Origin of the sequence: Methylobacterium sp. J-092 (assembly GCF_022829325.1) — a bacterium.
In the GTDB taxonomy this organism is placed as follows: domain Bacteria; phylum Pseudomonadota; class Alphaproteobacteria; order Rhizobiales; family Beijerinckiaceae; genus Methylobacterium.
On the sequence record NZ_JAKSXU010000108.1, the window covers coordinates 19439 to 38186 of the forward strand.

At 71.5% G+C, this 18748-nt stretch carries 15 protein-coding genes; 11 read left to right on the forward strand and 4 right to left on the reverse strand.

Annotated features, from left to right (window positions below):
• Positions 1-58 precede the first annotated feature (58 nt).
• The 5 genes from MKK60_RS11855 (at position 59) to pgl (ending at position 8888) form a co-directional block, all read left to right on the forward strand.
• Complete coding sequence (locus MKK60_RS11855) at positions 59-1951, forward strand: glycoside hydrolase family 15 protein (RefSeq protein WP_147841742.1); 1893 nt, start codon at positions 59-61, stop codon at positions 1949-1951.
• Between the two features lie 22 nt (positions 1952-1973).
• Positions 1974-4061: a transketolase gene (gene tkt / locus MKK60_RS11860; RefSeq protein WP_147858703.1), complete on the forward strand. Its 2088-nt coding sequence runs from the start codon at positions 1974-1976 to the stop codon at positions 4059-4061.
• A gap of 171 nt (positions 4062-4232) precedes the next feature.
• On the forward strand, positions 4233-7082 hold the full coding sequence (locus MKK60_RS11865; protein ID WP_243986088.1) for a bifunctional transaldolase/phosoglucose isomerase: 2850 nt from the start codon (positions 4233-4235) through the stop codon (positions 7080-7082).
• 97 nt (positions 7083-7179) lie between these two features.
• Positions 7180-8160, forward strand: coding sequence for a phosphogluconate dehydrogenase (NAD(+)-dependent, decarboxylating) (gene gnd / locus MKK60_RS11870; protein WP_243985980.1), 981 nt, complete (start codon positions 7180-7182; stop codon positions 8158-8160).
• Positions 8157-8888, forward strand: coding sequence for a 6-phosphogluconolactonase (gene pgl / locus MKK60_RS11875; RefSeq protein WP_147841739.1), 732 nt, complete (start codon positions 8157-8159; stop codon positions 8886-8888). Before gnd ends, pgl begins: the two co-directional genes overlap by 4 nt.
• 54 nt (positions 8889-8942) lie before the next feature.
• Here the strand turns inward: pgl and MKK60_RS11880 are convergent, their stop codons facing one another.
• Positions 8943-9149: a hypothetical protein gene (locus MKK60_RS11880; protein WP_147841738.1), complete on the reverse strand. Its 207-nt coding sequence runs from the start codon at positions 9147-9149 to the stop codon at positions 8943-8945.
• 232 nt (positions 9150-9381) lie between these two features.
• Between MKK60_RS11880 and MKK60_RS11885 the strand changes: the two genes are divergently transcribed.
• From MKK60_RS11885 to MKK60_RS11900, 4 genes are read left to right on the forward strand one after another with little or no spacing between them, the layout of a single operon-like run.
• Positions 9382-10251, forward strand: coding sequence for a putative selenate ABC transporter substrate-binding protein (locus MKK60_RS11885; protein WP_243985982.1), 870 nt, complete (start codon positions 9382-9384; stop codon positions 10249-10251).
• Between the two features lie 7 nt (positions 10252-10258).
• Positions 10259-10927: an ATP-binding cassette domain-containing protein gene (locus MKK60_RS11890; protein WP_243933172.1), complete on the forward strand. Its 669-nt coding sequence runs from the start codon at positions 10259-10261 to the stop codon at positions 10925-10927.
• Complete coding sequence (locus MKK60_RS11895; protein WP_243985984.1) at positions 10924-12468, forward strand: PhnE/PtxC family ABC transporter permease; 1545 nt, start codon at positions 10924-10926, stop codon at positions 12466-12468. The genes MKK60_RS11890 and MKK60_RS11895 overlap by 4 nt, the downstream gene beginning before the upstream one ends.
• A 15-nt stretch (positions 12469-12483) precedes the next feature.
• Positions 12484-13437, forward strand: coding sequence for a D-2-hydroxyacid dehydrogenase family protein (locus tag MKK60_RS11900; RefSeq protein ID WP_409567393.1), 954 nt, complete (start codon positions 12484-12486; stop codon positions 13435-13437).
• A 277-nt stretch (positions 13438-13714) separates the two neighbouring features.
• Here MKK60_RS11900 and MKK60_RS11905 read toward each other — a convergent pair whose 3' ends face one another.
• Together MKK60_RS11905 and MKK60_RS11910 are read right to left on the reverse strand one after the other, a co-directional pair.
• Positions 13715-14938, reverse strand: a complete 1224-nt coding sequence (locus MKK60_RS11905; protein ID WP_243985988.1) for an ABC transporter substrate-binding protein — start codon at positions 14936-14938, stop codon at positions 13715-13717.
• A gap of 151 nt (positions 14939-15089) precedes the next feature.
• The gene (locus MKK60_RS11910; protein WP_243985990.1) at positions 15090-16433 is read right to left on the reverse strand and encodes an Nramp family divalent metal transporter; all 1344 of its coding nucleotides are present in this window, start codon (positions 16431-16433) and stop codon (positions 15090-15092) included.
• Between the two features lie 245 nt (positions 16434-16678).
• Here MKK60_RS11910 and mntR point away from each other — a divergent pair, with 245 nt between their 5' ends.
• Positions 16679-17131 (forward strand): manganese-binding transcriptional regulator MntR, encoded by a 453-nt coding sequence (gene mntR, locus MKK60_RS11915; protein ID WP_147727183.1) that lies wholly within the window; start codon positions 16679-16681, stop codon positions 17129-17131.
• Between the two features lie 95 nt (positions 17132-17226).
• Here the strand turns inward: mntR and MKK60_RS11920 are convergent, their stop codons facing one another.
• Positions 17227-17670 carry a DUF488 family protein gene (locus MKK60_RS11920; RefSeq protein ID WP_147841730.1) on the reverse strand — a complete coding sequence of 148 codons (444 nt, stop codon included), beginning with the start codon at positions 17668-17670 and terminating at the stop codon, positions 17227-17229.
• A gap of 203 nt (positions 17671-17873) precedes the next feature.
• On the opposite strand from MKK60_RS11920, the gene MKK60_RS11925 reads away from it, so the two are divergent.
• Positions 17874-18734 (forward strand): glycoside hydrolase family 25 protein, encoded by an 861-nt coding sequence (locus MKK60_RS11925; RefSeq protein WP_243933174.1) that lies wholly within the window; start codon positions 17874-17876, stop codon positions 18732-18734.
• Positions 18735-18748 lie beyond the last annotated feature (14 nt).

Genomic DNA, 18748 nt, shown 5'->3' on the forward strand with positions numbered 1-18748 from the left:
CCGACCTAGGTGCAGTGCATCGGACGGCTGCTGTCGCCGGCCGCGACGGACCCGCTTCATGGCCGCACGCATCGAGGATTACGCGCTCATCGGCGACGGCCGCACCGCCGCGCTGATCAGCCGGCAGGGCAGCGTCGACTGGCTGTGCTGGCCGCGCTTCGATGCCTCCGCCCTGTTCGCCTCCCTCCTCGGCACCGAGGAGCACGGATTCTGGCGCCTCGCGCCGCAGGCCGGGCATGTCGAGACCACCTGGGCCTACCGCGAAGGCAGCCTCGTGCTGGAGACCCACCACAAGACCCGCGAGGGCGAGGTCCGGGTCATCGACTACATGCCCGCCGGCGACGGATCGCACCTGATCCGTCTCGTCGAGGGGCTGCACGGACGCGTCGCGATGCGCATGGATCTCGCGATGCGCTTCGATTACGGCTCGGCCGTGCCGTGGGTGTCGCACAACGAGCTCGGCGACCTCCGGGCGATCTCGGGCCCGCACAAGGCGGTCCTGCGCACCAAGGCGCATCTCAGGGGCCATGGGCAGACCACGGTCTCGGAGTTCACGGTCCATGCCGGCGAGTCGGTCGCCTTCACCCTGAGCTACGGCGCCAGCCACGAGGACGACCCGCCCCCGATCGAGCCGCGCAAGGTGCTGGCCGCCACCGACCAGTTCTGGCGGGACTGGTCCGACCGCTGCGCGAAGGGCACGCCCTGGGACGCGATGCTGAAGCGCTCGCTCCTGACGCTGAAGGCGCTGATCTACATGCCGACCGGCGGCATCGTGGCCGCGCCCACGACCTCTCTGCCGGAGTCGCTCGGCGGCGTCCGCAACTGGGACTACCGGTTCTGCTGGCTGCGCGACTCGACCTTCACCCTGATGGCGCTGATGGATGGCGGCTTCCTCGAGGAGGCGCGGGCGTGGCGCGACTGGCTGCAGCGCGCGGTGGCCGGGAATCCGGAGCAGGCACACATCCTCTACGGCATCGCCGGCGAGCGGCTGCTGCCCGAGATCGAGCTCGACTGGCTGCCCGGCTACGAGGGCTCGAAGCCTGTCCGGGTCGGCAACGCCGCGGTGTCGCAGTTCCAGCTCGACGTCTACGGCGAGCTGTTCGACGCGCTCTATCAGGCGCGGATGCGCGGCATGCCGACCGACAAGGACGGCTGGCGCGTGGGCCTGGCGATCATCGCGCATCTGGAGAAGGTCTGGAGCGAGCCGGACGAGGGCATCTGGGAGGTGCGCGGCGGCCGCAAGCACTTCGTCCATTCGAAGGTCATGGCCTGGGTCGCCTTCGACCGCGCGATCCGCAGCCACGCTGGCCAGCCCGGCGCCCCCGACGCACCGGTCGCGCGCTGGAAGGCGATCCGCGACCGGATCCACGCGGAGGTGTGCGAGAAGGGGTTCGACCCGGAGCTCAACAGCTTCGTGCAGTATTACGGCTCGAAGCAGCTCGATGCGAGCCTGCTGCTGATCGCCCATATGGGCTTCCTGCCCCAGGACGACCCGCGCGTGGTCGGTACCGTCGAGGCGATCGGCCGGGACCTGATGCGCGACGGCTTCATCCTGCGCTACGACACGCAAGGGCAGACCACGGACGGGCTGCCCGGCAACGAGGGCGCGTTCCTGCCCTGCACGTTCTGGTACGCCGACAACCTGATCGGCCTCGGCCGCCGCGCGGAAGCCCGCGCGCTGATCGAGCGCCTGATCGGCATCTGCAACGACCTCGGGCTCGTGTCCGAGGAGTACGACGGGAAGGCCCAGCGGCTGGTGGGCAACTTCCCTCAGGCGTTCACGCATGTTGCGCTCGTGAACACCATCCTCAATTACAGCCGGGCCGAAGGGCCTGCGAAGGAGCGGGGCGGCGCCGACGATTCGGATGCGCCCGCCGGCCGCGGGCCGGGCGCGCAAGTTTCGCGTGAGCACGATCCGCGCGCGGTCGCGAGCAGTCTCGCGCCGCAGTGACGACAACGGGAAAGACGACACCATGAGCGGAGCAGACACCGCGCCCAAGACGGCGCTTTCCGAGATCGACAAGCTCTCGATCGACACGATCCGCACGCTGGCGATCGATGCGGTGCAGAAGGCGAATTCGGGACATGCCGGCGCGCCGATGGCGCTGGCGCCGGTCGCCTACACCCTGTGGAACCGCTACCTGCGCTACGATCCGGCGCATCCGCACTGGCCGAACCGCGACCGCTTCGTGCTGTCCTGCGGACACGCCTCGATGCTGCTCTATTCGCTGCTGCACCTCGCCAACGTGGCCGAGACCGACGGCGGCAACGCGCCGGCCGTGACGCTCGACGACATCAAGTCCTTCCGCCAGCTCGACAGCCGCACCCCCGGCCACCCGGAATACCACTTCACCACCGGCGTCGAGACCACCACCGGGCCGCTCGGCCAGGGCGTGGCGAACTCCGTCGGCATGGCGATGGGCGGCCGCTACCTCGGCGAGCACCTGAACAAGCCCGACCTGCCGCTGTTCGACTACAACGTCTACGCGATCTGCTCGGACGGGGACCTGATGGAGGGCGTCGCCTCCGAGGCCGCCTCGATCGCCGGGCACCTGCGCCTGTCGAACCTTTGCTGGATCTACGACAACAACACCATCACCATCGAGGGCCACACCGAGCTGGCCTTCGGCGAGGAGGTCGCCACCCGGTTCCTCGCCTACGGCTGGCAGGTGCTGCGGGTCGCCGACGCCAACGACGTGCACGCGATCTCGGCCGCGATCGAGACCTTCCTGCAGTCGAGCGACCGGCCGACCATCATCGTCGTCAACTCGATCATCGGCTTCGGAGCGCCCAAGAAGCAGAACACCGCGAAGGCCCACTCGGACGCGCTCGGCGAGGACGAGGTCAAGGGCGCCAAGCGCGCCTACGGCTGGCCGGAGGACGCGCAGTTCCTGGTGCCGGACGGGGTGCAGCAGAACTTCGCCGACAACATCGGCAAGCGCGGGGCCGAGCTCTACGACCAGTGGCAGGGCTTCCTGACGGCGGCCAAGGAGGCCGACGCCGAGCACGCGGAATCGCTCGACGCCTTCTTCGAGGGCCGCCTGCCCGAGGGCTGGGACCGGGACATCCCGGTCTTCGAGCCCGATGCCAAGGGGCTCGCGACCCGCGAATCCTCCGGCAAGGTGCTGAACGCCATCGCCCAGCACGTGCCGTTCATGCTCGGCGGCTCGGCCGACCTCGCGCCGTCGAACAAGTCGAACCTCACCTTCGAGGGGGCGGGCTCGCTCACCCCGTTCGAGCCGGGCGGCCGCAACATCCACTTCGGCGTGCGCGAGCACGCCATGGGCTCGATCGTGAACGGGCTCGGGCTCTCCGGCCTCCGGGCCTACGGCGCGACCTTCCTGGTCTTCGTCGACTACATGCGCCCGGCGGTGCGGCTCGCCTCGCTGATGGAGCTGCCGGTCTTCCACATCTTCACCCACGACTCGATCGGCGTGGGCGAGGACGGGCCGACCCACCAGCCGGTGGAGCAGCTCCTGAGCCTGCGCTGCATCCCCGGGCTCGTGACGCTGCGCCCGGCCGACGCCAACGAGGTGGCCGAAGCCTACCGCGTGATCTTCTCGCTGAAGGACCAGCCGGCGGTGCTGGCCCTCTCGCGCCAGCCGCTGCCGACGATCGACCGCACCAAGTTCGCCAGCGCGTCGGGCGTCGCCAAGGGCGGCTACGTGCTCGCGGGCGGCGACGCCACGCCGGAGGTGATCCTGATCGGCTCGGGCTCCGAGGTGCAGCTCTGCATGCAGGCCTACGAGAGCCTGGTCGCGGAGGGGGTGACGGCGCGCGTCGTCTCGATGCCGTCCTGGGACCTGTTCGAGCGCCAGGACGAGGCCTATCGCGAGAGCGTGCTGCCGCCGGCCGTGCTGGCCCGCGTCGCCGTGGAGCAGGGCTCGGCGATCGGCTGGGACCGCTACGCGGGCTCGGCCGGCACGATCATCGGCATGCACACCTTCGGCTCCTCGGCGCCGATCAAAGACCTGCAGGCCAAGTTCGGCTTCACCCCGGAGAAGGTGCTGCTGGCCGCCCGCGACCAGATCGCCAAGCACCGGGGCGCGCGCAAGCCCTAGCGGCCGCGACCCGGGTCTGCGTTCCGTGCCGGAGCCAAGACCCGGGTCGTGTGTTTGATCCCCAGAACTCATCGACCAAGACATACCGACCAAGACAGACCCGCCGAGGCCGGCCGACCAGGCCCGGCCGGCATCGACGACGTGAAGACCGACGATCTGCGAGGCATCGACATGAACGCGCTCAAGGCCCTGCACACCGAACAGGATCAGGCGGTCTGGCTCGACTTCGTCGCCCGCGGCTTCATCGCCAAGGGCGAGCTCAAGGCGCTGGTCGAGAACGACGGCCTGCGCGGCGTCACCTCCAACCCGTCGATCTTCGAGAAGGCCATCGGCCATTCCGACGAGTACGATGCCAGCCTCAAGGGCGTGATGGAGCAGGGCGACAGCCGCGTCATCGACCTCTACGAGGGCCTGGCCATCGCCGACATCCAGGCGGCGGCCGACGTGCTGCGCCCGGTCTACGAGGCGTCCGACGGCGCCGACGGCTACGTCAGCCTCGAGGTGTCGCCCTACCTCGCCCTACAGACCGAGGAGACGCTGGAGGAGGCCCGCAGGCTCCACAAGGCGGTCGGCCGCGACAACCTGATGGTGAAGGTGCCGGCGACGCCGGAGGGCATCCCGGCGATCCGCCAGCTCACGGCGGAGGGCATCTCGATCAACGTCACCCTGCTGTTCTCGCAGGGCGAGTACGAGAAGGTCGCCCGCGCCTTCGTCGAAGGGCTCGCGGAGCATGCCCGCAACGGCGGCGACGTCTCGCGGATCGCCAGCGTCGCGAGCTTCTTCATCAGCCGCATCGACGTGCTCGTCGACAAGCTGCTGGACGAGAAGATCGCGGCGGCCAACGACCCCGACCAGAAGGCCGCCCTGGAGCACCTCAAGGGCAAGGTCGCGATCGCCAACGCCAAGCTCGCCTACCAGCGCTACAAGGCGGTGTTCGGGGAGGCTGCGTGGACGGCACTCGCCGAGAAGGGCGCCAAGGCGCAGCGGCTGCTCTGGGCCTCGACCGGCACCAAGAACAAGGCCTACCGCGACGTGCTCTACGTCGAGGAGCTGATCGGCCCGAACACCGTCAACACCATGCCGCCGGCGACCATGGACGCGTTCCGCGACCACGGCGAGGTCCGCAACGCGATCGAGGAGGACGTGGCCGGGGCGGAGGCCGTGATGGCGCGCCTTTCCGAGGCCGGCATCGACATCGACGCGGTGGCCCGGCAGCTGGTCGAGGAGGGCGTGCAGCTGTTCATCGACGCCGCCGACAAGCTGCTCGGCGCGGTCGCCGGCAAGCGCGTGGCGCTGCTCGGCCACCGGCTCGACGGCCAGAGCCTCAAGCTCGGCGACGCGCTCGCGACCGAGACCGGCAAGGCGGTCGAGGCCTGGCGCGCGAGCGGCGCGATCCGCCGGCTCTGGGCGCACGACACCACGGTCTGGTCGGGCGCCGACGAGGACAAGTGGCTCGGCTGGCTCCGCATCGTCGAGGACGAGCTGGAGCGCGCCGACGCCTACGCCGCGCTCTCGGCCTGGGTGCGGAGCCGGGCGTTCAGCGACGTCGTGGTGCTCGGCATGGGCGGGTCGAGCCTCGGCCCGGAAGTGCTCGGCCTGACCTACGGCAACCGCGACGGCTTCCCCAAGCTCTCGATCCTCGACTCGACCCATCCCGACGAGGTCCGTGCGCTCGAGGCCACCCTCGACCTGCCGCGCACGCTGTTCATCGTCGCCTCCAAATCCGGCTCGACGCTGGAGCCGAACGTCTTCCGCGACTACTTCCTGGCGCGGATGAAGGCGGTCGTCGGCGACCGCGCCGGCGCGCATTTCCTCGCGGTCACCGATCCCGGCTCGGCCATGGAGAAGGCGGCCGAGGCCGACGGCTTCCGGCAGATCTTCCATGGCGTGCCGCAGATCGGCGGGCGCTACTCGGTGCTCTCGGCCTTCGGGCTGGTGCCGGCGGCCTGCATCGGCATCGACGTGAAGGATTTCCTGGAGCGGGCGCGGATCATGGTGCGCTCCTGCGGCCCGGCCGTGCCGCCGACCGAGAACCCCGGGGTGCTCCTCGGCGCCGCGATGGGCACCGCGGGGCTGGCCGGCCGCGACAAGGTGACGATCGTCGCCTCGCCGGCGATCGCGAGCTTCGGCGGCTGGGCCGAGCAGCTCATCGCGGAATCTACGGGCAAGCAGGGCAAGGGCCTGATCCCGATCGACGGCGAGCCCGTCGACGTGCCGGCCGCCTACGGCCACGACCGCGTCTTCGTCTACCTGCGCCTCGACGGCCATGCCGACGAGCGCCAGGACGAGACCCTGCGCGGCCTGGAGCGCGACGGTCATCCGGTGGTGCGCATCACCCTCGACACGGTGGAGCAGCTGCCGCAGGAGTTCTTCCGCTTCGAGATGGCGACCGCGGTGGCCGGTGCCCTGCTCGGCATCAACCCGTTCGACCAGCCCGACGTCGAGGCGAGCAAGATCGAGACGAAGAAGTTGTTCGAGGCCGCCGAGGCGAGCGGCGCGCTGCCGCCCGAGACGCCGGTGTTCGAGGACGAGACCATCGCCCTCTACGCCGACCCGGCCAATGCCGGCGCGCTGCCGGCGGCGACGGACGGCCTCGAGGCCGGGCTCAAGGCGCAGGTCGCCCGGCTCAAGGCCGGCGACTACCTGGCGCTGCTCGCCTACGTGCCCCGCAACGCGGCGAACCACGCCACGCTGCAGCAGGCCCGCCTCGCGATCCGCGACGCGAAGCACGTGGCGACCTGCCTCGAGTTCGGGCCGCGCTTCCTGCACTCGACGGGGCAGGCCTACAAGGGCGGCCCCGACAGCGGCGTGTTCGTGCAGATCACCGCTGATCCGACCGAGGATCTCGCGATTCCGGGGCGCAAGCTCGGCTTCGGCACGGTGGTCGCGGCGCAGGCGCGCGGCGACCTGTCGGTGCTGTCCGAGCGCGGGCGCCGCGCCTTGCGGATCCACATCAAGGGCGGCGACGTCCCGGCGGGCCTCAAGCGGATCGCCGCGGCCCTGACCGCCGCCGCGGGCTGAGCGACCCGACGCACGATCGCGCCCGGCTCCGCCACGCGGGCGCCGCCGGGCATGAGGGGCCCGACCCCGATAGAGTCTCAAACGGAGTGCCAAACCAATGCAGCTCGGCATGATCGGCCTCGGCCGGATGGGTGGCAACATCGTCCGGCGCCTCCTGCGCGACGGGCACACCGCGGTGGTCTTCGACCAGAACCCGGAGGCGGTGAAGGCTTTGGTCGAGGCCGGCGCGGTCGGCGCCGACAGCCTGGAGGACTTCGTCGGCAAGCTCGACGTTCCGCGGGCCGCCTGGGTGATGCTGCCGGCCGGCGCCATCACGGAGGGAACCGTCAAGGCCCTGTCCGGCCTGATGCAGGCCGACGACGTGATCATCGACGGCGGCAACTCGTTCTACGGCGACGACGTGCGCCGCGCCGGCGAGCTCAAGGGCAAGGGCATCCACTACGTCGACGTCGGCACCTCGGGCGGCGTCTGGGGGCTGGAGCGCGGCTACTGCATGATGATCGGCGGCGACACCGCCGCCGTCGGCAGGCTCGATCCGATCTTCGCGACGCTGGCGCCCGGCATCGGCGACATCCCGCGGACGCCGGGCCGCGAGGGGCGCGACCCCCGCGCCGAGCAGGGCTACATCCATGCCGGCCCGAGCGGGGCGGGCCACTTCGTCAAGATGATCCACAACGGCATCGAGTACGGGCTGATGCAGGCCTATGCCGAGGGCTTCGACATCCTCAAGCACGCCGACAGCGAGAACCTGCCGCCCGAGCGCCGGTTCGACCTCAACCTCGGCGACATCGCCGAGGTCTGGCGCCGCGGCAGCGTGGTCTCGTCCTGGCTCCTCGACCTGACGGCGAACGCGCTGGCGACCGACGAGAAGCTCGACGACTATTCCGGCTACGTGGAGGATTCCGGCGAGGGGCGCTGGACGATCAATGCGGCGATCGAGGAATCCGTCCCGGCCACCGTGCTCTCGAACGCCCTCTACCGCCGCTTCCGCTCGCGCGAGGACGCCTCCTACGCCGACAAGATGCTGTCGGCGATGCGCAAGGGCTTCGGCGGGCACCAGGAGCCCAAGAAGTCATGACGGCCGCGCTGCCGCCCGATGCCGTGGTCCTGCCCGATGCCGACGCCGTGGCCCACGAGGCGGCGGAGCGCCTGATCGCCGCCTGCGAGGCCTCCCGATCCGAGCGGATCGCGATCGCCTTGTCCGGCGGCTCGACGCCGAAGCGGCTCTATGCGCTGCTGGCCGGCCCGGACCATGTCGGCCGCGTGCCGTGGGACCGGGTCCACTGGTTCTTCGGCGACGACCGGGCGGTGCCGTGGGACCACGCCGACAGCAACGTCCGCATGGTCCGCGAGGCCTTCGGCCACGGCACGGCGGTGCCGGCGGCGCACCTGCACTTCATCCCGACCGACGCGGGGCCCGAGGCCGCGGCCGAGACCTACGCGCGCACGCTCCTGGAATTCTACGGCGCCGACCGGCTCGATCCGGCCCGCCCGCTGTTCGACTGCGTCCTGCTCGGGCTCGGCGAGGACGGACACACCGCCTCGCTGTTCCCGGGCAAGCCGGCCCTGTCCGAGACGGCCAGGCTCGTCGCCCCCGTGCCCGAGGCCGGGCTCGCGCCCTTCGTGCCCCGCGTGACGCTGACCTATCCGGCGCTCGCGTCCTCCGCCCTGGTCCTGTTCCTGGTGAGCGGCGAGAGCAAGCGCGCGGCGCTCCGGCGGCTCGCCGCGGGCGAGGATCTCCCGGCCGGGCGGGTGACGAGCCAGGGCCGGATCGCCTGGCTGCTCGATGCGGCCGCGGCCGCGTGACGGGACCGCCCCCGCGGGCCGCCGGCCCCTGACCGGCGGCCCGCGGGGATCGGCTCAGCGATGCCGGCGGTGACGGCGCATCATCGGCCTGCGTGCCGTCATGCTGCCCATGCGCGCGGTCCGATGCTGGCCGGCGAAGGTGCTGTTGCCGGTCGCCGCCGCGTTGCGGTCGAGGCCGTCGCCGGCGGCGGCGTGGCCCGGCAGGCTCGATCCTGCCAGGAGGCCGAGGGCCAGCGTCGCGCCGAGGAGGAGGGTCTTCATGTCGGGATGGCTTTCTCGAGGATGCGATCGTCGTGCCCGAACGGGCTTCGGGCAGGCGGGTATCCATCCGCTCAAGGCATCGTGACCGACGGCACCGGGGGAGATCCGAGGCGGGCGCCTCGCCCACGAAGTCCCGCGGCGGCGATGCACCTGCGGCCATGGCGTCGGGGGGCGGTGCTCTGCTAGGTCAGGCGTCTTCGGGACGGGCGAGAGGGACGCTATGATCGACGGGGTGCGGATTCTGGTCCTGGCGGCGCTCGCCGGCGTCGCCGTCGCGGGGCCGGCCACGGCGCAGGGCGCCAAGCCCGCCTTCGTGTTCACCGGCATCCCCGACCAGGACGAGAGCCGCCTGGTCGAGCGCTTCGGCAAGGTCGCGGCCTACCTCGAAGGCAAGCTCGGCGTGCCGGTGACCTACATCCCGGTGAAGAACTATCCGGCGGCCGTCACCGCCTTCACCAACGGGCAGGTGCAGCTCGCCTGGTTCGGCGGCTTCACCGGCGTGCAGGCCCGCAAGGCCGTGCCGGGCTCGCAGGCGATCGCGCAAGGGGCCGAGGATGCCGCCTTCAAGACCTACCTCATCGCCAACGCGAAGACCGGCCTTGCGAAGGCGGCCGACTTCCCGACGGCCATCGCCGGCAAGAGCTTCACCTTCGGCTCGCGCGCCTCGACCTCGGGGCGGCTGATGCCGGAATACTTCATCCGGCAGGCCTTTCCCGGCAAGACCCCGGAGCAGGTCTTCCCGACGGTGGGCTTCTCGGGCGATCACAGCCGGACGATCCAGCTCGTCCAGTCGGGGGCCTTCGCCGTCGGCGCGGTCGACTACTCGGTCTGGGATCTCGACACCAAGGCCGGCAAGGTCGACCCCAAGGCGGTCTCGGTGATCTGGGAGAGCCCGACCTTCCCCGACTACCAGTGGACGGTCCGCGGCGACGTCGACGCGATCTACGGCGAAGGCTTCACCGCGCGGCTGAAGGCGGCGCTCGTCGGCATCACCGATCCGGCGATCCTCGCGCCGTTCGGCCGCTCGAAGTTCATCCCCGTCGACAACGCGGCCTACGCGCCGCTGATCGCGGTGGGCCGGTCGACCGGCCTGCTCGACTGACCCGACGATGGCCGAACCTGCGATCCGGCTGACGAACGCGAGCGCCGCCTACGACGGGCGCGCGGTGCTCTCCGGCATCGACCTGACGGTCCGCGCGGGCGAGCGGGTCGCGCTGATGGGGCGTTCCGGCGCCGGCAAGTCGACGCTGATCGGCCTGATCCAGGCGCAGGCCCCGGAGCGGGTCGCCCTGGTGCCGCAGGCGGCCGCGCTCGTGCGGACGCTGTCGGTGTTCCACAACGTCTACATGGGCCGGCTCGACCGCCGCTCGACCCTGCACAACCTGCGCACCCTGGCCTTCCCCGCCGCCGCCGACCTCGCCGAGATCCGTGCCGTGCTGGCCCGCGTCGGGCTGGCGGAGAAGATCCGCGACAAGGCCGGCGCGCTGTCGGGCGGGCAGCAGCAGCGGGTCTCGGTCGCCCGCGCGCTCTACAACGGCCGGCCGATCCTGGTCGGCGACGAGCCGGTCTCGGCGCTGGACCGGATGCAGGGCGCCGCGGTGCTCGCCGAGATGGCCCGCAGCCACGAGACCCTGGTGGTGGCCCTCCACGACGTCGCGCTGGCGCTCGCCCACACCGACCGGATCGTGGTGCTGGATGCCGGCCGCATCGTCCTGGACGCGCCGGCCCGCACCCTCGACGCCGCCGCGCTGAGCCCCTTCTACCAGGCGGCGGCGTGATCGGGCGGCAGCGCTCCGCCCCGGGCTACGCCGCCGTCAGCCGCTGGTTCGCGGCCGCGGCGCTCGCCGCGCTGTTTCTCGCCGACCTGCACGTCACCAGCCTGAACCCCTGGGCCGATCTCCAGCGCCTGCTGGCCGGGCTGATCCGGCCGGACCTGCTCTCGGTGGAGGGCTGGAGCGTCGTCTACACCGTCGCCTTCGCGGTGCTCGGCGTGACGTGTGGGGCCGGCACCGGGTTCCTGCTGGCGATTCCCTTCGCGCGGTTCCGCAGCATCCGCCTCCTCTGCGCCGGGCTCCGCGCCGTGCACGAGCTGTTCTGGGCGCTGCTGCTGATGCAGGTGTTCGGGCTCTCGGCCACCACCGGCATCCTCGCCATCGCCCTGCCCTACGCGGGCATCTGCGCGAAGGTCTATTCGGAGATCATCGAGGAGGCCGACCTCTCGGCCCTGCGGGTGCTGCCCGAGGGCACGGGCAGCGTCTCCGCCTTCCTCTACGCCCGCCTGCCGGAGGTCGCCGGGTCCTTCCGGCACTACACGCTCTACCGCTTCGAATGCGCCATGCGCTCGACCCTGGTGCTCGGCTTCATCGGCCTGCCGACCATGGGGTTCTATCTCGAATCCGCCTTCCGGCAGGGGCGCTACGCCGAGGCCGGCGCGCTGCTCCTGGTGTTCTACGCGCTGATCGGCTCGCGCCGGCTCTGGGTGCGGGTGGGGTCCGTGCCGGTGCTGATCGCGGCGAGCGCGCTGGCGCTGCCGGCCACGATCGGCACCACGAACGTCGGCGCCAGCCTCCTCCGCTTCCTCACCCACGACGTCGTCCCCGCGCCCCTGCGCGGCGCCAGCCTTCTCGATCCCGAAACCCTGCCCCGCCTCTGGGCCTGGTTCGTGCCGATCCTGACCGGGCAGATCCTCCCCGGCGCGGTGCAGACGCTGGTGCTGGCGCAGATCGCCCTCGTCGCCACCGCCCTCGGCGCGCTCGTGCTGTTCCCGCTGGTGTCGCGCCGGTTCTCCGGCCGGTTCGGGTCGCCCGCGGGGCGCGTGCTCCTCGTGGTGCTGCGCTCGACGCCGGAATACATGCTCGCCTACGTGCTGCTGCAGATGCTCGGCCCCTCGATGCTGCCGGCGATCCTCGCGCTGTCGATCCACAACGCCGGCATCGTCGGCTATCTGATGGGCCGCCACGCCGACGCGCTGCCCTACCGGGCGGACGCGCCGCGCGGCCTGAACCTCTACGCCTACGAGACCGTGCCGCGGCTCTACGGGCAGTTCCTCGCCTACCTGCTCTACCGCTGGGAGCTGATCCTGCGCGAGAGCGCGATCTTCGGCATCCTCGGCGTCGCGACGCTCGGCTACTACGTCGACGCCGCGATCTCGGAATTGCGCCTCGACGTCGCCGTGGTGCTGATCGCCGCCACCGCCGCGATGACGGTCGCGGTCGACGCCGCGTCGCGGGCGCTGCGGACGGCGTTGCGCATCAACACCCTGCCGACGCGGCTCGCCGACCCGGTGACGGGCCCCCCGCCGGCGCCCGCCCGGGCCTGAGATCGGATGCCAACCATGCTCAACTGCGCGATCCTCGACGACTACCAGGGCGTCGCCACCACGCTGGCGGACTGGTCTCCCGTCCGGGACCGGGTCGCGCTGCGGACCTTCCGCGCGGGCTTCGCGACGCAGGACGCGCTGGTCGAGGCCATCGCCGAGTGCGAGATCGTAGTGATGATGCGCGAGCGCACGCCGTTCCCGGCCGCCCTGCTCGCGCGCCTGCCGAAGCTGAAGCTCCTGGTCACGTCCGGCATGCGCAACGCGAGCATCGACCTCGCGGCGGCCAAGGCACGCGGCATCACCGTCTGCGGCACGGCGAGCGGTTCCGAGCCGCCGGTGGAGCTGACCTGGGCGCTGATCCTGGGCCTCGCCCGCCGCGTCGTGCCGGAGGCGAACGCGCTCCGGGCCGGCGGCTGGCAGACGAGCGTGGGCGCGGATCTCGCCGGCCGCCGCCTCGGCATCCTGGGGCTCGGCAAGATCGGGACCCGCGTCGCCCGCATCGGCCAGGCCTTCGGCATGGCGGTCTCGGCTTGGAGCCCGAACCTCACGGCGGAGCGGGCGGCGGAGGCCGGCGTCGCGCTCGCGGCTTCCAAGGCGGACCTGCTGGCCGGGAGCGACGTGGTCTCGGTCCACCTGGTGCTGGGCGAGCGCACCCGCGGGCTCGTCGACGCCGCGGCGCTGGCGCTGATGCAACCCCACGCCCTGCTGATCAACACCGCGCGGGCGGGCCTCGTCGACGGGCCGGCGCTGCAGGCCGCGCTCCGGGACGGGCGGATCGGCGGGGCCGGCCTCGACGTGTTCGAGACCGAGCCGCTGCCGGCGGACTCGCCCTGGCGCAGCCTGCCGAACCTGCTGGCCCTGCCCCATCTCGGCTACGTCAGCGAGGCCAACTACCGCACCTACTTCACCGAGGCGGTGGCCGACATCCAAGGGTTTCTCGACGGCGCGCCGGTGCGGGTGATCGGGTGACGGTCGCGTTCGTCGCCGGATCGCCCGCGGGTCCCTTCTCCCAGGGGGAGAAGGACAGGATGAGGGGCGTGCGTCGTCCGGAGAGGCTGCACCTCTCACGCCGGTTCTCGCGTTCCAGTCTGTCGGATTCGCCCCTTCCGCACCGATGAGCGGACGGGGCAAAGCTTCCCACCCCGAGCGCTTGCGGGTCGAGGCATGGGACCCCTACGGAGAGGTCACGCCCCTCATCCCACCCTTCTCCCCCTGGGAGAAGGCGCCACGGAGCGCTGCCCCGGGCTCACCCCTTCACCAGCGGGCAGCCCCCCTCGGCCAGCGGGCGGAACACCTCGTTGCCGGGGTTGACCGCCAGGACGTTGTAGAGGTCCCACTCGCCCTTGGAGTCGGCGGGCTTCTTGACCTCGAACAGGTACATGTCGTGGATCTTGCGCCCGTCAGCGCGGATCGTGCCCTTGCCGAAGAGCGGGTCGTCGGTCGGCATGTCCTTCATCTTGGCGACGACGGCGGCGCCGTCCTTCGCCGAATGGAGCGCGGCCACCGCCTTCAAGTAGTGCAGGAAGCCGCCGTAGACGCCGGCCTGGTAGGCGGTGGGCTTGCGGCCGCCGTCGCGCTTCGCGAAGCGCTCGGAGAAGGCGCGGGTCCGGTCGTTGAGGTCCCAGTAGAACGCCTCGGTGAGCGTCAGCCCCTGGGCGATCGTGGTCCCGAGGGCGTGGATGTCGGTCGAGGAGATCAGCAGCGCGGCCAGCGCCTGCCCGCTCTCGCGGATGCCGAACTCGTGCGCCTGCTTGATCGCGTTGGCGGCATCGCCCCCGGCATTGGCGAGCCCGATCACCTTGGCCCCCGACCCCTGCGCCTGGATCAGGAACGACGAGAAGTCGGCGGTCGGGAACGGCGTCTTGACGGTGCCGAGCACCGTGCCGCCGTTCTTGAGCACCACCGCGCGGGTGTCGCGCTCCAGCGCGAGGCCGAAGGCGTAGTCGGCGGCGAGGAAGAACCAGGTGTCGCCGCCGCGCTTCAGCATCGCCTTGCCGTTGCTGGTCGCGAGCGCCACCGTGTCGTAGGTCCAGTGCACGGTGTTGGGGGTGCATTGCGCACCGGTTAGGTCCGGCGTGCCGCCGCCGGAATTCACGAAGACCTTGTTCTTCTCGCGGGTGATCGCGTTGACGGCCAGCGCCACCGAGGAGGTCGGCACGTCGAACACCGCGTCGACCCCGTCGCGATCGTACCATTGCCGGGTCAGCGCGGCGCCGATGTCGGGCTTGTTCTGGTGGTCGGCGGAGACGATCTCGACGGTCAGCCCGTGCTCGGCCGGCTTGAAGTCCTCGAGCGCCAGGCGCGCGGCGATCACCGCGCCCTCGCCGGTGGAGTCGGAATAGACCCCCGAGCGGTCGTTGAGCACGCCGATCTTGACGGGCGCGAGGTCCGCCGGGGCGGTCTTCTCCTGTGCGAGCGCCGCGTGCGCGCCGACGAGGCAGGCGGCCGCGGTGACGAGGTGGCGGATCATGGCGTCTCTCCCGAGGGACGCCGCCGGCAGCGTTCATCGCCGCTCGGCCTTCGCGTCCGGACGCCATTGAGCGCGAAAGGCGCCCGCCTGTCAGCCGTCCGTCGTGCCGGATCGGGCCGGCTGTAACCGGGGTGCGCGCGGGCCGGAGGCCTCAGCCGGCCGCCAGCCCCGGGACCGGCACGCCGAACGCCTGCGCCAGCAGGACCGCGTTGAGGCAGAGCACGAGGGCCGCGCCCGCCACCGCCGCGACCTGCGTCGCCCGCCGGTTGGCGAAGGCGCCCATCAGGTCCGGGCGGCGGGTGAACAGCACCAGCGCGATCATCGGCACCGGCAGCGCCAGCGACAGCACCACCTGCGAGAGCACCAGCGCGCGGGTCGGGTCGACGCCGATCCCGATCACGACGAAGGCCGGCACCATCGTCGCCAGCCGCCGCACGATCAGCGGCACGCGCCAGCCCAGGAAGCCCTGCATCACCATCTGCCCGGCCATCGTGCCGACCACCGAGGACGAGACGCCGGACGCGATCAGCGAGACCAGGAACGCGCCCGCGGCCGCCGGGCCGAGCAGCGGCGTCAGCGTCCTGTAGGCCTGGTCGATCTCGGCGACCTCGCTGTGGCCGAGGTGGAAGGCGGCCGCCGCCATGATCACCATGGCGATGTTGACCAGGCCGGCGAGCGCCAGCGCCACCACCACCTCGCGGTTCGAGTAGCGCAGGAGCAGGCGCCGGTCGGCGTCGTTGCGGACCCCGCCGCGTCCCTGCGTCAGCCCCGAATGCAGGAACAGCGCGTGCGGCATCACCGTGGCGCCGATGATGCCGACTGCGATGGTCAGCGCCTCGGCGTCCGGGATCCGCGGCGTCGTCAGCCCCCTGGCCGCGTCGGCCCAGGCGATCGGCGCGATGAACAGCTCGATCGCGTAGCAGAGGCCGATGGTCGCCACCATCGCGCCGATGACGATCTCCATCCAGCGGAATCCGCCGCGCTCGAGCAGCAGGATCGCGTAGGTGACGACGGCCGTGACCACCATGCCGGCGAACAGCGGCATCCCGGTGAGCAGGGCCAGGCCGATCGCGCCGCCGAGGAATTCCGCGAGGTCGGTGGCCATCGCGGCGAGCTCGCTCACCGCCCACATCGCGAGCCGCACCGGCCTCGGGAACTCGTCGCGGCAGAGCTCGGCGAGGTTGCGGCCGGTGACGATGCCGAGCTTGGCCGAGAGCGCCTGGAACAGCATCGCCACGAGGTTGGCGGCGAGCACCACCCAGAGCAGGCCGTAGCCGTACTTGGCGCCGGCCTGGATGTTCGTCGCGAAGTTGCCGGGGTCCATGTAGGCGATCGACGCCATCACGGCCGGCCCGGTGAACAGCAGGAAGCGGCCGCGCCCGACGGCCCGCCCGTCGAGCACGTCGCGGATGCGCCGCTCCGTGCGCAGGCTCAGGCTGTCGCGCTGCGGTGCGGTCCGGCCGCCGGCCGGCGTGTCCGCGATGGGTTGGTCCATGAACGTCGCCGCGATCCTGCCCGGCCCCGTGCCGCGCGCTTTATAGCATGAGCTATAAAGATGTGCTCGGGCTCAAGGTCAAGATCGAATCTTGCGCGCGCCCGGGGCTCCCCTTCCGCGCCGCTTTTGCTAAACAGGCTGCCTGCGCCGCAGCCGCCCGGCCTATGGGTGTGATCGCAGGCTTCGGGCGCGAAACCGCAAAGCGTTTCCGCGCGACCTGCCCAAGGGGGGAGAGAGCCGGCACCATGCAGGATCCGCCACGATCCGAGCCCGCGCTCATCGACCCGGAGGTCCATGTCGAGAGCTTCCGGCAGGCCCGCGAGGCCCGGCGCTCCGAGCTCGTCGAGGACTACGTCGAGCTGATCGCCGACCTGATCGGCGACGGCGGCGAGGCGCGCCAGGTCGACATCGCCGCCCGCCTCGGCGTGGCGCAGCCGACCGTCGCCAAGATGCTGAAGCGGCTGGCCGAGGACGGCCTCGTGCAGCAGCGCCCCTATCGCGGCGTGTTCCTCACCGAGGCCGGACGGGCGCTCGCGAGCCAGGCGCGCGAGCGCCACCGCATCGTCGAGCGCTTCCTGTGCGCCCTCGGGGTCAGCCCCGAGACCGCGCGGCGCGACGCCGAGGGCATCGAGCACCATGTCAGCGGCGAGACCCTGGAGGCGTTCCGGCGCTTCTGCGAAGGCCGGCCCGACGCGTGACGCTCGGCGCCTTCGACCCGGGTCGGAGGCATCCGCCGCAGCGGCGGCCCACGTTCGCGCCTGCGGCCGAGCCTCGTCGCCCCCGAAGGCGGATCTCACCCGAACAGGTCGACGGTGGTGAAGCCGCGGGCTTCCAGGCGCTCGGCGAGCACGCGCCGGTGGCAGCGCTCGGGGTCGCGCTCGAAGCAGAGCAGGCAGGTCGGCGCGGCCTCGGCCATCCCGGCGAGCGCATCGAGGGCGAGGCCGCCGTCGGCGGTGTCGAGCACGGCCTCGCAGTAGATCCTGCGCATCAGCGCCGCGTCGTGGCCGCGGGCCGCCTCGCGCCCGGCCTTCGGCGTGCCGAGGCTGCGCAGGTGGGCGTAGGCGAGGCCCGCCTCCTCGATCCCGGCCTTGAGCGCCCCCTTCGAGAACCCGCGCTTGCGCGAGTTGGCGACCGCCCGCACGTCCGCGAGCAGGCCGCATCCGGCCTCGCGGAGGGCGGCGGTCAGGCGCTCCGGATCGAGCCCTTCGTAACCTATGGTGAATAGAACCTTACCCAACCCGAGCCCTCCGAAGAAGCGAGGCGGCAGCGTGACTTAACCCGCGGCGCGCGGGCCAGCGCGGACGCGCTCCACGCGGTCATGTGTCTCGTCCGACACGGGTTCCGGAATTCCGCCGCATTGACGGCAAAAGTCTGTTAACCGCCCCGGGGCCATCGAATAGCTCTGTTGTGGCGCTTCACCAGATGGCGGGCCGGGCATCGATGTCGCTGAGGAATGCTCGTCCTGTGGATCTCGCCTCGACCTCGGCCGGCCTGCGCGCGGTCGCCAAGCGCATCCTGGCGGCGACGCTTCTGGCGAGCCTCGCGGCTTGCGCCTCCAACAACGACTTCTACCCGACGAACGGCGACGCGAAGCCCCATCCGGGCGTCGCGCGGGCCAAGAGCCATCCGATCCAGGGCATCGACATCTCGAAGTGGCAGGGACCGGTCGACTGGGCCTCGGTGCGCGCCGCCGGCACCCAGTTCGCCTTCATCAAGGCGACGGAGGGCGGCGACCACGTCGACGACCGCTTCCGCGCAAACTGGGACGCCGCCGGCCAGGCGGGCGTGCCGCGCGGCGCCTACCACTTCGTGTTCTGGTGCCGCTCGGCCAAGGAGCAGATGGACTGGTTCAAGAAGAACGTCCCCAACGACCCGACCGCCCTGCCCCCGGTGCTGGACGTGGAGTGGAACGGCCATTCGCAGACCTGCCCGAAGAAGCTGCCGAAGGCGCAGGCCCTGGCGATGACGACCTACATGCTCGAGGAGATGGAGCGGTACACCGGCAAGCGGCCGATCATCTACACCGACATCACCTTTCACAAGGACGTGCTCGAGGGCGAGCTGCCGGATTACCCGCATTGGCTGCGCTCGACCGCAGCCGAGCCCGAGCAGCGCTTCGCCAACCGCAAGTGGATGCTGTGGCAGTTCACCTCGACCGGCCGCGTGCCGGGGGTGCGCGGCGACGTCGACCGCAACGCCTTCTACGGGACGCCGGCCGAGTGGGCCTCGTTCCTCTCGACCGATTGCGACCCACGCGAGCACCGCCGCCTCTCCGAGCAGGGCCTCTGCACCGGCAAGTAGAAAGCCGGCCGGCA

Bases quoted from the DNA above. Each gene is read 5' to 3' on its own strand.
- gnd (WP_243985980.1), top strand. From the start codon at position 7,180: ATGCAGCTCGGCATGATCGGCCTCGGCCGGATGGGTGGCAACATCGTC.
- MKK60_RS11925 (WP_243933174.1), top strand. From the start codon at position 17,874: ATGTCGCTGAGGAATGCTCGTCCTGTGGATCTCGCCTCGACCTCGGCC.
- MKK60_RS11855 (WP_147841742.1), top strand. From the start codon at position 59: ATGGCCGCACGCATCGAGGATTACGCGCTCATCGGCGACGGCCGCACC.
- MKK60_RS11880 (WP_147841738.1), bottom strand. From the start codon at position 9,149: ATGAAGACCCTCCTCCTCGGCGCGACGCTGGCCCTCGGCCTCCTGGCA.
- tkt (WP_147858703.1), top strand. From the start codon at position 1,974: ATGAGCGGAGCAGACACCGCGCCCAAGACGGCGCTTTCCGAGATCGAC.
- pgl (WP_147841739.1), top strand. From the start codon at position 8,157: ATGACGGCCGCGCTGCCGCCCGATGCCGTGGTCCTGCCCGATGCCGAC.
- MKK60_RS11910 (WP_243985990.1), bottom strand. From the start codon at position 16,433: ATGGACCAACCCATCGCGGACACGCCGGCCGGCGGCCGGACCGCACCG.
- MKK60_RS11890 (WP_243933172.1), top strand. From the start codon at position 10,259: ATGGCCGAACCTGCGATCCGGCTGACGAACGCGAGCGCCGCCTACGAC.
- MKK60_RS11865 (WP_243986088.1), top strand. From the start codon at position 4,233: ATGAACGCGCTCAAGGCCCTGCACACCGAACAGGATCAGGCGGTCTGG.
- mntR (WP_147727183.1), top strand. From the start codon at position 16,679: ATGCAGGATCCGCCACGATCCGAGCCCGCGCTCATCGACCCGGAGGTC.
- MKK60_RS11900 (WP_409567393.1), top strand. From the start codon at position 12,484: ATGCTCAACTGCGCGATCCTCGACGACTACCAGGGCGTCGCCACCACG.
- MKK60_RS11905 (WP_243985988.1), bottom strand. From the start codon at position 14,938: ATGATCCGCCACCTCGTCACCGCGGCCGCCTGCCTCGTCGGCGCGCAC.